Source organism: Methyloligella solikamskensis (assembly GCF_042676065.1).
Classification (GTDB): domain Bacteria; phylum Pseudomonadota; class Alphaproteobacteria; order Rhizobiales; family Methyloligellaceae; genus Methyloligella; species Methyloligella solikamskensis.
This window is the reverse complement of record NZ_JBHTJO010000001.1, coordinates 973,227-985,458: the sequence shown is the minus strand read 5'-3', so window position 1 is coordinate 985,458 and position 12,232 is coordinate 973,227. Positions and strand designations below refer to the sequence as shown.

The window sequence follows — 12,232 nt, the reverse complement described above, 5'->3', positions numbered from 1 at the left end:
CGCCGCTGAGATGACCGAAAACATGCCCGATCCCCGGCTCACACTCTACGGCGAGAGCTTCGCCTCCCGGCTGCTGCTGGGCACGGCGGGCTATCCCTCGCCCGACATCCTGGCCCGCGCCGCGAAAGCATCGGGTGCAGAGATCGTGACCGTCTCGCTCCGGCGGGAATCGGCGCGTCAGCGCACGGGGCAAGGCTTCTGGCAGCTTATCGAGGAGCTCGGCCTCAAGGTCCTGCCCAACACCGCCGGCTGCCATACGCCGAAGGAAGCGATCGCCACCGCCCAGATGGCGCGCGAATTGTTCGGCACGGACTGGATCAAGCTGGAGGTGATCGGCAATGACGACACGCTCCAGCCGGACCTCTTCGGCCTCGTCGAGGCGGCCAAGGCGCTCTCAAGCGACGGCTTTCAGATCCTGCCCTACTGCACGGAGGATCTGAGCACGGCGGAGCGTCTGGTCGCGGCAGGTTGCGAGGTGCTGATGCCCTGGGGCTCGCCCATCGGGTCGGCCTGCGGCCTGTCCAACCGGCCAGGTCTGAAAGCGCTGCGATCCTATTTCCCGGACATCCCGCTGATCGTCGATGCCGGCATCGGCGCACCCTCCCACGCCGCCGAAGCCATGGAGCTCGGCTATGACGGCGTGCTTCTCAACACGGCCATCGCCAAGGCCGGCGATCCCGTACGGATGGCGTCCGCCTTCGGCAAGGCGATCGAGGCCGGGCACCAGGCCTTCGTCGCCGGGCTGATGGAGCCCCAGGACATGGCAAGCCCCTCCACGCCGGTGGCCGGCACGCCCTTCGCACGCTCCGGCGGCGTCTCCTGAGTTTCGGACGCTTCGTGAAGCTCGACCCCTTCTATCCCATCGTCCCGGACTTCGCCTGGGCCGCCCGACTCGTGCCGCAAGGCGTGAGGTTTCTGCAGCTGCGCATCAAGGATGCGTCCGCTGAAACCATCCGGACCGAGATCGCCCAGACCATGCAGCTCTGCGCCGAGCATGACTGCCTCCTGGTGGTGAACGACTACTGGCGAGAGGCCATCGAGCTCCGCGCCGAGTTCATCCATCTCGGCCAGGAGGATTTGGCGGCAGCCGATCTCGGCGCCATTAAACGCGCCGGGTTGAAGCTGGGCATCAGCAGCCATTCCCTCGAAGAGCTCGGCAACGCCAAGGCAGCCGAGCCCGACTACGTGGCTCTCGGCCCGGTCTACGAGACCAAGCTGAAGAAGATGCCCTGGGCGCCCCAGGGCCTGGCACGGATCAAACAATGGCGTGCGGCGTTGGATTGTCCTCTGGTCGCCATCGGCGGGATCACCGTGGAGCGGGCGGCCGGCGTTTTGGAGGCGGGCGCGGACAGCGCATCCGTCATCACAGATATCGTAACGGACCAGAATCCGGAGGCCCGGACGCGACAATGGATCGCCGCTACTGAGAGGTGGCGAGAAGACCGCTGAAACTCTATAGTGCCGGGATATTCTGAGCGGCACGCCCATAAGGGAATTTTTACGCCGCGCGTAGGAGTAGCTGGGATGGGTTACAGTCTCGATCCGGCACTGCCGGTTACCCATAGTGTCCGCCAGGTGGCTCTCAGCGAGCTGGACAGCGCGCGATCCTGGCTTGCCGACGACGACATCCATGCTGGTATCCACAACGCCCGCAAATGCCTCAAGCGGCTGCGCTCTCTGCTCCAGTTGATCGAGCCGGGCATTCCGGTGCCGCTTTTCGAATATCTGCAATCTCGCCTTCGCGATATCGGCCGGGAGCTGTCTCCCGCCCGCGATGCCCAGGCCCTCATCGAGACCCTGGACAAGCTCGAGCGGAAATGGCCGAAGCTGGCCCAGAGCGAGATTTTCGGACAGATGCGCGAATGGCTGGAGAACCGCCGGGCTAAGATCGAGAACGGTGGCGCGGATCCCGTGGTGGAAGCGCGGGAGGATCTCGACCGCCTGCGCCCTACCTTGGCAAAGCTTTCCGTGTTTCCGGACAATTTCGAACCCATCGGCGAGGGCGCGAAGAAACAGTACCGCGCCTGCCGGGACGCCTATCGCGCCGCCTTCAAGGAGAAGACCGACGAAGCGCTGCATGAATGGCGCAAGCAGGTGCAGCGCCACTGGCGTCAGCTCCAGCTGCTCAGCCCCTGCTGGCCGGCGACCTTGGAAGCCCGGGCCGAGCACGTGCATAGCCTGGCCAAGATGCTCGGCGACGATCACGACCTCGCAAATCTGCACCAGCTCGCCGCGGCCCCCGCCATGAATTTCGGCGGGACCGACGAGACCGAGAAGCTCGTCAAGCGCTGCCGCAAGGAGCAGAAAGCCATGCGCGCCGAGGCCAAAGCCCTGGGCGCCCGCCTCTTCGCCGACAAGCCCAAGACCTTCATCGGCCGGATCGAAGCGCGCTGGAATGCCGCCGCGGAAGCGGCACATCCCGCCGATGCCGATCCGGAGCCGGAGGCCGATGAAAGTAACGTGGTTTTCTTTGAAGGTACCCGCAGCACGGAAAGCCAGACCGGCTGATCCGGCGCCGCCGCACTGCGTCAGCAGGCCAAGCCGAACGCCCTAGAGCTCCAGCTTCATCCCGTCGAAGGCGACATCCCAACCGGCTTTCGTGACAGCCGCACGCTCCTCCGAATCCTCGCGCAGGACCGGATTGGAGTTGTTGATGTGGATGAACACCTTCCGCGCCACATCGAGATCCTCGAAGGCGGCAAGCGTGCCCGTCGGGCCCGACATGTTCATATGGCCCATCCGCTCCCCGGTCTTCTGGAGCATGCCCTGGCGCAGCATCTCGTCATTGGTGAACAGCGTCCCGTCGAAGAAGACGAGCGGTGCACCCTTGAGACGCTCCTTCAGGGCATCGTCCACCTGGGCGCAGCCGGGAACGTAGAAGAAATGGTCGCCTGAGCTCGTATCGGTCACCTTCAGACCGATCGTGTCGCCTTCCTGGGTGCCGAAATCCTCGCCCGCGGATTCGTCTTCCAGGTAGAGCGCCACCTTGCCAGGCACAGCAAAGCCTTCGACCTCAAGGCCCACGGGGCCGTTCGGCCCCTCCACCGCGAACGCCTCGCCCAGCTTCATGGGCACGCGATCGACAATCTCAGGGTTAAGGACGTTGAAGATCGAGTTCTCGGCCAGAACGCCCAGCACCCGCTCGCTGCCATAGATGGTGAAGGGCTGGCCCTCACGAAGGTTCAACAGACCGGCAACGTGATCCACATCGCCGTTGGTCAGCACCACGGCCTTGATCGGGCTGTTGCGCACCGGCCCCTTCGGATCGGGATGAAGCTCCGGCGTCTCGTTGATCTGCTGGCGAAGATCGGGGGTCGCGTTCAGCAGCACCCAATCCTTGCCGTTGGCGCTCACGGCCAGCGACGATTGGGTCCGCGCCCGCAAACCGGCCACACCTTCCCGCACGCCTGCGGAATTCCGCCCCGCGCAGTTCCATTGCGGCAGGCCACCGCCTGCGCCCGATCCTAAAACCTTGATCTGCATAGCGCCTGTTGCATGGCCAATGTGACGCATGCCCGTCAAGCCACTTAATGGCCCGTTCATGAAAGAAGGGCCCCCGGTTTTCGCCGGAGGCCCAGAGTAGCTCAGGGTCTTTCAGTAAAGGTGCCCGGGCGGGATTAGGGGCCCCGCCCGGGTAATCAAACCGCTCTACCAGAGCGCGATCTTGGCACCGCCGTAGATAACCGCCGGCGGGGCCGGAGTGATGGTGCGCGGGTTGGTGAAGAAGTCCTCGCCCAGATCGGGGTCGGCTTCGGCACCCTCGTTGCCGCCGGCAAGATTGAAGAAGGTCCCGAACACGCCGTACTCCTTGTCGAAGACGTTGTTGGCGAGTGCGAAGAGCTGGATCCGCGGCGTGATCTGATAGCTCGTATGCAGATCCACCCGCCAGTAGCCATCGAGCTGCGGCTGCTGGTTCGCATCGTCGCCGAAGAAGTACTGGCTGCTGACACCGATGATGTCGCCGCCGACCTTCCACTTGTCGGTCACCCAGTAGTCCATGCCGGCCTTGAAGCGGTGCGGCGGAATGCCGGGAAGCTTGTCGCCAGGCCGGACTGCGATACAGGCCAGCTCGCCTTCCTCTTCGCCCTCTTCTTCTTCCTCTTCAAAGTCTGACGCGTCGCAGATGCTTTCACGTGCCGAAGGATTGTCCGGCGCATTGAGGATGAAGTCGGACTCGTAGGTCGCATCGATATAGGCGTAGTTGGCGTAAGCCTGCCACTTGCTGGTCTGATAGGTCAGACCGGCCTCGATGCCCTGGCGCAGGATATCGGCGCCGTTCTGGAAGTAGCCGCGGGTCGAGTTCGTCACCACAGTGATGATGTCATCATTGTTGTAGGTGCGGAACAGACCGGCGTTCCAGGTCAGCTTGGAGGAGCCATCGGTGGCGATGTTCTCGCCCCGCAGACCCAGCTCCCAGGTGTTCGAGACCACCTGCTCCAGCGGCGGATCGGCCACCAGGAAGCTCTCGATCAGGCAGGGACGCTCCGGATCGGAACAGGCGAGCTCCGCCGGAACCGGCGCGCGGTTCGCTTCGGAGTAGCCGCCGTAAGCGGTGATGCCGGGCGTCAGCTGATAGGTCAGGCCGGCCGCCGGGTTGAACCGCTCATAGGTGTTCGTCCCGTTCAGCGCCGGATCCTCGCCGGTCAGGTCGGTCAGCTCGATGCTGGCGTAGTTGTACCGGCCACCGACGGTAACCGCCAACCGGTCGTTCACCTCGAACGTGTCGGTGATGTAGAGGCCGACATAGGTATTCTCGGTGTCGATCAGCTTCGGTGCCACTTCGTCGGGACCGCCGAAGGTCGTGCCCGTCGGCGTGACCACGAAGCGCGGCTGGAAGACCGCCAGCTCGCTCTGCGCATTGAAGGTCACCTGGCCATGGTCGTAGCTGGCGCCCACGATGAAGTGGTTGCCGTGGCCGTAGAGATCGGCGTCGTTGGCCATCTGGATGGCCGTGCCCCAGCTATCCGCCGTCTGGCCGGTGCTGTCGATGGAGCCGAGCTCGCCGTCCGGCGTCGGGATGAGGTTGCCGGTGATATCCGTGGCCTCCTCACCCTCCATGCAGAGGATGCCCGGATCGTCGTCGCAAGGCTCGGCCTCGGAGATGTTGCCGTCGTCGTGGCTCTGCTCGAAGCGGCGATAATAGGCGAGACCCGACACCGTGATGTTGTCGTTCACGTTATAGCTCGCGTTGATCGACGGCATGATCATCTTGTTGTCCGTCGTCTGCGGCGAGGTGAAGGTCCGCTCCCGGTCGACCGCCAGCAGCTGGATCGGCGCGGACGCCGTGACACCGAAGGAGGTGTCGGCCGCGGTCAAGTTGACGTGGAACTCGCCCTTGCTGTTGCGGAAACCGACATCGGCATACATGCGGCGCAGGTCGGATTCGGAGAAGTCGCGATACCCCTGGTCCTTGATGCGCTCGGCGGCGAAATAGGCCGCCCAGTTGCCGCTCTGCATACCCACCTGGGCATTGCCCTGCACACGGCCGAATGAGCCGCCCAGAGTCACCACTTCGGCGCCCTGATAGCTGAAGCCGTCCTTCATCTGAATGGTCAGCGCGCCGCCCAGGGCGTTCAGGCCGTAGATCGGGTTGCCGGTGATGATGGTCATATCCTGGATCGCGATCTCCGGCAGGAAGTCGTAGTTCACGATATCGCCGAAGGCTTCGTTGATCCGGACGCCGTTCTGATAGACCGCCAGGCCCTGGGCCACGCCCTGCACAGGCGAGGACTCGAAGCCGCGGAACTGGATGTTGGTCTGGAACTCGTTGCCCTGCAGATCCGACTGGACCACGCCCGGAACCTGCTGCTCCAGGATCTCAGCCGGCGGATCCACGTAATCCTGCCGGCCGAAGGCCTCGCCGTTCACATACGAGAAGGCGCTGGGAACGAGCTTGGCCGGGATTTCGGATCCCTTGACCGGAGACATGGCAATGCCACCGCTCGGCGGCAGTGTCGAAATGGACTGATCCAACTCGAACGGCTCGACGGGAGCCGCCACAGGCTCGGCCGGTGGTGGTGGCGTTGGCGGTGCAGGTGCCGGACGCGGTGCACGCGTCACCTGCGGTTGGGGCGCGGGCTCCGGCTGAGGTTGCTCTTGGATGACCTCCACCGCTGGAACCTGGGCCTCACCTTCGGCTTCGGCAGCTTCCGGCGCCGTTGTCTCAACCTCTTGCTGTTCTGGAGTGCCGTCCTGCGCCTGCACAGCAACCGGCAACAGAAGCAATCCGGCTAGGAGGACGCATAGTCCCCACCCCCTGATAATCATTCTCAACCCCCTTACCATTGGAATCTTGCTCCGCCCATGACGGTCCGGCCGATACCGGGCTTAATCCCGTCGGCGCGGTCAGTGATATAAAGTTCGTCGGTCAGGTTCTCGCCCGAGACGTACAGCACCATGTTTGTGTCCGGGATCGTGTAGTTCGCCCGCGCAGCGAGCAACCAAACGCTCGGGACCGTGCCCGCCTCACCTTCAGGATCACCGCCGAGTGGCGTGTTGAAGATGTCGGTGTAGAACGAACCGCGATAGATCCAGCTCACGCTCGCGTTCCAGCCTGACGTGCTCTCGATGCCCGCGGTGAGATAAGCGAACTCCCGCGGGAATTCGGGGATCTCATTACCCGCGACCGACACCAGCTCGTCGTCTCCGTTGAGGCTTGTGCCCCTCGCGACCGTCGTATCGGCGTAGGTGAAGCTGCCTTCCGCGTAGGGATTGAGCTTCCAGCCGGTGAAGGGCCGCGAGTCGAGCCGGCTATAGATTTCAAAGCCATTCACCTCGACCTCGTCCACGGAGTCGAAGGTCCTGTCGCCCGCCAGATCGATCTCGCTGGCGAACTGGTAGTCCTGGATCCTCTGATGGAAGCCAGCAACATCGAAGGTGAGCCCCTTCACCGCCACGGACCGCACGCCAAGCTGGTAATTGTCGCCAAGCTCGCTGCCCGTTGGGAAGGTCACCTCACGCAGCACGTGCATGGTCAGGCCACGGTGATAACCGCCATATAGCGTAGTGGTGTGCGTCGGCTCGATTTCCGAATTGCTCAGGGACTTCGAACCGTAATCGGCAGGCAGGTCCTTGCCGCCGAACCCGTAGGCGAACGCCATGGCAGGCAGCACATGGGTCCGGGTGAAGCCTTCCTTGAAGGGATCGTCGTCGTAGTTCTCGTAGATTATGCACTCGTCGGCATCGCCGAGCGGCGCGCACTCCGCGCCCTCGCCTTCCTCGTCGTCCGTCGTGAGGACGTTCGTCAGACGAGAGAGTCGATAATGCTCAAGCCGCACACCGGGGACCAGATTGAGCCGGTCGTTGACGGCGATGTCGGACTGGATGAAGGCGGAGAAGGCGTCGGCCTTGAACTCACGATTCCAGACATCGAGCCCCTGCGAGTCGAAGCCGTCGAGGATCTGCCCCTGACGTCCGACGAAGCTGCGATCTTTGAACTCGTGATGCTCGTAGCGCACGCCGACCTGCATGTCCTGATTGAGTCCGAACAGGAAGGGCCGGTTGGCGAGCTCCGTGCGCAACTCCGTACCGATATGGTCGAAGCTTCGCGGATTGCCCTGCATCGAGCCTTCGGCTGCCAGGGCGACGAGCTCGCCGTCTTCCTCGGCGATGACCGGCCTCAGACTGCCGTCGGCAGCGCGAGGATCTTCCTCCTCGAGATTGAAGAACCGGCTCCGCTCCACTATCTGGCCATAGACCCGGGCCGACACTGTCGTGTCCTGGTCCAGATAGTAGTTGTAGACACCCTGCATGAGCAGGATATCGGCGTTGTATTCGTTGAGTACGGAACCAGGGTTGAAGCACGTCTTGCAGTGCTTGAAGTCGTTGAAGAATTCCCGTTCGATTTCGCCCGGAGCGCCGTCGTCGTCCCCTTCGAGGTTCGACTCGTCGTAATTGTCGCGCTGCGCGAAATAGACGGTTGAAAAGGTGAAGTCGGACTTCTCGCCCTGCCAGCCGATCGCGCCGTAGAAATCGTGGTAGCGCAACCGCTCGCTGTCCCACGCGCCGGCCGCGTTGGCACCGGTATAGGACAGCACGATGCCCCAATTATCGGTGCTTTGCCGTGTGTGCACGTGCCATTTGGCGGCCGAGGAATCTTCGGGGTCCGATCCGCCGAGCGACACCGTGCCGCCTTCGCCCGACACGACGGTTTCGTTCGGACCGAATGGCTGCAGGTTGCGGAAGTTGACCATGCCCGAATTGTTGTTCGGACCGTAGACGATATTGGTGCCGCGCAGCACCTCGACCGATTCGATACGCTCGGGCGGCGGAATGTAATGGGTCGACGGATCGAGCCAGATGCTCTGATTGATGAAGCGGCCGTCTTCCATGACACCCACTTTGCGCGAGCGCCGCGCCGGGGTGCCTCGAATGCTGATGCCGCCGTGGCGGCCCAAGCCGTCGTCGTTGATGATGGCCACGCCCGGCGCCTTGGAGACAATATCGCTGGTGGAGAGCGGATCCTGCTCGTTGATGCTCTGTCGGGTGATGCGGCTCGCGGCGCTGGAGAAATCCATCAGATCGCCAGGCACGATGCCGTCGGTGGGCACAATGGGGCTTTGCGCCGATTCCATCGTACGCTCGTAATTCCCGACGCCGCTCGCGGGACCATAATATTCCGGCAGCGGCTGCACGATCTGATTGGGGATAACGAGTTCGGGCTCAAGCGGAGCAGGCTCCACTGGAACCGCAACGGCAGGAACTGGAGCCGGCGCCGGAGCTGGCCGCGGGGCGCGCGTTGTCTCCTGGCGCGGAGCGGGCGCCGGCTCGACCGGCTGCTCATGCTCCTGAATGACCTCGACCGGCGGAACCTCTGCGTCGCCTTCGGTCGTCGTCGCCTGAACCTCTTGCTCGAGCTGCCCGCCTTCGCCCTCACGCTCGCCTTCTTGCGCGCGCAGGCCCTCCGGCATCAGCAGAAATCCGCTCAAAAGGACGCCAAGCCCCAACCCCCTGATAGCCATTCTCAACCCCCTGCAGTCCGTGACGCCCGCCGAATTTTCTTATGCCCGGCGGCACTGATTCTTGGACCGATGTCATTCGGCAGTAAGGGAGGGAATGTTCGTCAGCGCTGGCAAAACAGCTTGTAATTGTTCTTTAAGGGAACTCTTGGCCTTTCCCCCAGCCTTTGGTTCCCGTTCGCTCTTTGGCGATGCGTCCCTGCTTTCGCGCCCCGAATCGCCCCCCAAAACCGACGCTCGGTGCTCTGCGATAATGTCGCAGTTTCAAAGTGAATAGAACATGAAGTATCTATTAACGCCATCCCATGACCGTCGGGAAAACATGGTAATTCGCTTGCCAGCCGCTCCGGTCAAGGCTTGCTTTTCAATAGCTTGGCAAGGGCTTTGCCGCACCCCGACAGCCCCCCAATCCCATGCCATGTCCGATCCGCCCACCCTCCAAGGTAGTTGATTCGTTTGGGAACTCCCGCTACCCATTGCCGCGGTCTTCCAGCGTCGGCGCAGTGTCGCAAGACGCGCGCGGACACTGAAGAAGACCCGGAACAGTGGAATTCCGGACGGGGAAGACTGTCCCGTCCCAAATGAGAGAAATGGCGGACCGAGCCGCCACCCGTAGCGTCGCCGTCTATCATCGCGATGACGGAGAAGAATACGGCCGGATCTAGGGATGTGTATCGCGTGGGTCGTCCGATAATGTGCTTTAAATCGTCTTCGCGCCGAAAGGCGGCCTCAGCAGCTTCGAATGCGATTTCTCGACAAGGGATGTTGCGCCAAGGCCTGAGAGGCTTGTGGTTGGCCGCGATGCTGCTCCTCGCCGGTTCGGGCGCGAGCCTCGCGCAACAGGCCGACGAGACGGCGCCGGACTCCGGCGCCGCAGCCGAGACATCCGCGGCGGCCGAGTCGCCGGAAACGGCATCCGAGACCGGCGGCGTTGCCCTGGAGCTGAACAAGCTGGTGCAGCAAGGAGACAGCTGCCGCGCCTATGTCGTCATCCGGAATCAGGGTGACCGCCATTATGAAAGCTTCAAGCTGGATCTGATTGAGTTTCGTACCGACGGGATCATCGGCCACCGCTTCGCCATCGATCTCGGACCCATTCGCCCGGAGAAGACGTTGGTCAAGCTTTTCGACATTGCAGACACCGCTTGCGAGGAGATCGGAAGCTTCCTGATCAACGACATCATGGAGTGCAGCACCGATAGCGGCGCCATCGACGACTGCTTCTCCGGCCTTTCCGTTTCAACCCGCGCCGACGCGGAACTCACTAAGTAAGGGCGACTGACGTGGAGCATATCGCAACCGGCTCTCCGGACTTCACAGTTTACGGCCTCGTCATGGCCGCCGACCCCGTGGTGAAGGGGGTCATGATCATGCTCGTCCTCGCCTCCGTGGCGTGCTGGGCGATCATTTTCGAGAAGATCATCCGTGTGGCCGCACTGAACCGCCAGATCAAACGGCTGGCCCGCGTGGCCCATCAGCCCGATGGCACGGTGCCGCCGGCCCATAGCCAGCGCGGTCTGGTGGCCGATGTGCTGAACGCGGCCGAGGCCGAGGAAGAGGCCAGCACCTTCGGCAACGAATCCCTGACCGAATTTCGCGGCCGGCTGGAGCATGCCATGAGAGCAGCGCTCCGGGTCGACCTGCAGAAACTGGAGACCGGGCTGCCGTTCCTGGCCACCACCGGCTCCGCCGCGCCCTTCATCGGCCTGTTCGGCACCGTCTGGGGCATCGTCAACAGCTTCACGGCCATCGCGAACGCCAAGGATACAAGCCTTGCCGTCGTGGCGCCGGGCATCGCCGAAGCGCTGATCGCCACCGCGCTGGGCCTCGCCGCGGCTATCCCCGCGGTGGTCGCCTACAACATGATCGCCGTCTCCCTCGGCCGGGCCTCGAATCGCGCCAACAGCTCCGTCATGGAGATCGCCCGGCGCATTCCCCATGGCCGGCCCGCGGTCAGAAAGGCTGCCGAATAATGGCTATGTTCGTCGGCAATGGCGGCGGGGGCCAGGAAGGCGGCGGCTATCAGCCCATGGCCGAGATCAACATCACGCCCATGGTGGATGTGATGCTCGTGCTCTTGATCATCTTCATGGTGGCCGCGCCCCTGATGATGGCGGGCGTGCCGGTCGAGCTGCCGCAGACCAGCGCCACCCGGGTCAGCAATCCGCAAAAGCCGATGATCGTTTCGCTCACCGCCGACGGCGAGCTCTATATCCGCGACGAGCAGGTGACCCAGGACAATCTGATACCGCGGCTCCAGTCCCTTCGCGCCGAAGAGGGCGACACGGTCGTCTATGTGCGGGCCGACAAGGCGAGCGTCTACGGCAACGTGATGGACATTCTCGGCATGGTGGGACGCAGCGGTTATGGCCGCGTCTCGCTGCTGTCGCAGCCCAAGCCGGGCGGCGAGGAGTGAACGGTCAAGCGGCCGACAGATAACGGCCTATTCCAATGATCCGTCTTTTGACATGGCTGATTTCGCTGAGTCTCCACGTGGGCCTCGCCGCGTTCTTCCTCTATAAGCCCGGCGGCGAAGCTCTGCAGGAAGGCTCCGGCGAGGATCTTCTCGTCGTCGAGCAGGGCGTCGCCATCGAAGGCCTGTCCGCCCTGGGTCAGGACGAAATCTCTCTTGAGCCGGTCGAGGCGCCGCCGCCGCAGGCGGCTCAGCCGAGCCCGCCGGTGCCAACCACCGAGCCAATCGAGACGGCAGAGCTGACCGAGCCGACGCCCGCCCCGCCCAAGGAGGTGGAGCCGCTGGAGAACACCGAGGTCATCGAATCCGAGCAAGGCCCGGAGCAGGAGCTCGATATCCAGCCGGAGGTGGAGCCGGTAGAGGATCCGCCGGAAGAGGTCGAGGTCGATCCGGAGGTGCAGGAGGCGACGCCGCCGCCGCCCCCCCAGGTCGCGACCATCCTCCAGGAAACCACGGTCCAGAAGATGCAGAGCTCCGGTGAGGAGCGTACCGGCGGCAAGACCACGAGCCAGACCGCCTATATCGGCTCGCTGCGCACCCATCTGGAGAAGAACAAGGTCAATCCGCGCTCGCGCTTCGCCGGCACGGTGCTCGTGCGCTTTACGGTCAACCGGAACGGCGAGCTGATCTTCCGCGAGATCAAGAAGAGCTCCGGCTCCAAGGTGCTGGATGAGGCAGCCATCGCCTCCATCGAGCGCTCAGCTCCCTTCCCTGCGATCCCGAAAGATTGGGGCAATCAGAAGTTTACCCTGGTGGTGCCCTACAATTTCAGCGTCCGCGAACGGCGTTAGCGCCGGAAACG

General features: G+C 63.5%; 11 protein-coding genes. 8 read left to right on the top strand and 3 right to left on the bottom strand.

All coding sequences use genetic code 11. The features are described 5' to 3' along the window. Positions 1–10: 10 nt before the first annotated feature. The 3 genes from ACFQ2F_RS04735 to ACFQ2F_RS04725 all read left to right on the top strand — a co-directional run bounded on the left by ACFQ2F_RS04735 (position 11) and on the right by ACFQ2F_RS04725 (position 2,508). Positions 11–823, top strand: a complete 813-nt coding sequence (locus tag ACFQ2F_RS04735; RefSeq protein ID WP_379086457.1) for a thiazole synthase — start codon at positions 11–13, stop codon at positions 821–823. A gap of 14 nt (positions 824–837) precedes the next feature. After that, complete coding sequence (locus ACFQ2F_RS04730) at positions 838–1,449, top strand: thiamine phosphate synthase (RefSeq protein WP_379086454.1); 612 nt, start codon at positions 838–840, stop codon at positions 1,447–1,449. 75 nt (positions 1,450–1,524) lie between these two features. Further along, the gene (locus tag ACFQ2F_RS04725; protein WP_379086452.1) at positions 1,525–2,508 is read left to right on the top strand and encodes a CHAD domain-containing protein; all 984 of its coding nucleotides are present in this window, start codon (positions 1,525–1,527) and stop codon (positions 2,506–2,508) included. Between the two features lie 42 nt (positions 2,509–2,550). Here ACFQ2F_RS04725 and pqqB read toward each other — a convergent pair whose 3' ends face one another. Then, the gene (gene pqqB, locus ACFQ2F_RS04720; protein ID WP_379086448.1) at positions 2,551–3,483 is read right to left on the bottom strand and encodes a pyrroloquinoline quinone biosynthesis protein PqqB; all 933 of its coding nucleotides are present in this window, start codon (positions 3,481–3,483) and stop codon (positions 2,551–2,553) included. Positions 3,484–3,648: 165 nt separating this feature from the next. Beyond that, the gene (locus tag ACFQ2F_RS04715) at positions 3,649–5,928 is read right to left on the bottom strand and encodes a TonB-dependent receptor (RefSeq protein ID WP_379086445.1); all 2,280 of its coding nucleotides are present in this window, start codon (positions 5,926–5,928) and stop codon (positions 3,649–3,651) included. A 168-nt stretch (positions 5,929–6,096) separates the two neighbouring features. On the opposite strand from ACFQ2F_RS04715, the gene ACFQ2F_RS04710 reads away from it, so the two are divergent. Beyond that, entirely contained in the window at positions 6,097–6,234 is a 138-nt protein-coding gene (locus ACFQ2F_RS04710) for a hypothetical protein (protein WP_379086442.1), read from the top strand. Positions 6,235–6,278: 44 nt separating this feature from the next. Here the strand turns inward: ACFQ2F_RS04710 and ACFQ2F_RS04705 are convergent, their stop codons facing one another. Further along, positions 6,279–8,960, bottom strand: a complete 2,682-nt coding sequence (locus ACFQ2F_RS04705) for a TonB-dependent receptor family protein (protein WP_379086439.1) — start codon at positions 8,958–8,960, stop codon at positions 6,279–6,281. Between the two features lie 789 nt (positions 8,961–9,749). On the opposite strand from ACFQ2F_RS04705, the gene ACFQ2F_RS04700 reads away from it, so the two are divergent. The 4 genes from ACFQ2F_RS04700 to ACFQ2F_RS04685 are packed head-to-tail and all read left to right on the top strand — an operon-like array spanning position 9,750 to position 12,221. Beyond that, positions 9,750–10,229 (top strand): hypothetical protein, encoded by a 480-nt coding sequence (locus ACFQ2F_RS04700; protein ID WP_379086437.1) that lies wholly within the window; start codon positions 9,750–9,752, stop codon positions 10,227–10,229. An 11-nt stretch (positions 10,230–10,240) separates the two neighbouring features. Continuing rightward, on the top strand, positions 10,241–10,930 hold the full coding sequence (locus ACFQ2F_RS04695) for a MotA/TolQ/ExbB proton channel family protein (protein ID WP_379086434.1): 690 nt from the start codon (positions 10,241–10,243) through the stop codon (positions 10,928–10,930). Then, entirely contained in the window at positions 10,930–11,373 is a 444-nt protein-coding gene (locus ACFQ2F_RS04690; RefSeq protein WP_379086431.1) for an ExbD/TolR family protein, read from the top strand. The genes ACFQ2F_RS04695 and ACFQ2F_RS04690 overlap by 1 nt, the downstream gene beginning before the upstream one ends. A gap of 35 nt (positions 11,374–11,408) precedes the next feature. Then, positions 11,409–12,221 (top strand): energy transducer TonB family protein, encoded by an 813-nt coding sequence (locus tag ACFQ2F_RS04685; RefSeq protein ID WP_379086428.1) that lies wholly within the window; start codon positions 11,409–11,411, stop codon positions 12,219–12,221. Positions 12,222–12,232: the final 11 nt, after the last annotated feature.

Excerpts from the sequence above, each read along its gene's own strand:
- ACFQ2F_RS04735 (WP_379086457.1), top strand. The coding sequence starts at position 11 with ATGACCGAAAACATGCCCGATCCCCGGCTCACACTCTACGGCGAGAGC.
- ACFQ2F_RS04725 (WP_379086452.1), top strand. The coding sequence starts at position 1,525 with ATGGGTTACAGTCTCGATCCGGCACTGCCGGTTACCCATAGTGTCCGC.
- pqqB (WP_379086448.1), bottom strand. The coding sequence starts at position 3,483 with ATGCAGATCAAGGTTTTAGGATCGGGCGCAGGCGGTGGCCTGCCGCAA.
- ACFQ2F_RS04715 (WP_379086445.1), bottom strand. The coding sequence starts at position 5,928 with ATGTCTCCGGTCAAGGGATCCGAAATCCCGGCCAAGCTCGTTCCCAGC.
- ACFQ2F_RS04705 (WP_379086439.1), bottom strand. The coding sequence starts at position 8,960 with ATGGCTATCAGGGGGTTGGGGCTTGGCGTCCTTTTGAGCGGATTTCTG.
- ACFQ2F_RS04690 (WP_379086431.1), top strand. The coding sequence starts at position 10,930 with ATGGCTATGTTCGTCGGCAATGGCGGCGGGGGCCAGGAAGGCGGCGGC.
- ACFQ2F_RS04685 (WP_379086428.1), top strand. The coding sequence starts at position 11,409 with ATGATCCGTCTTTTGACATGGCTGATTTCGCTGAGTCTCCACGTGGGC.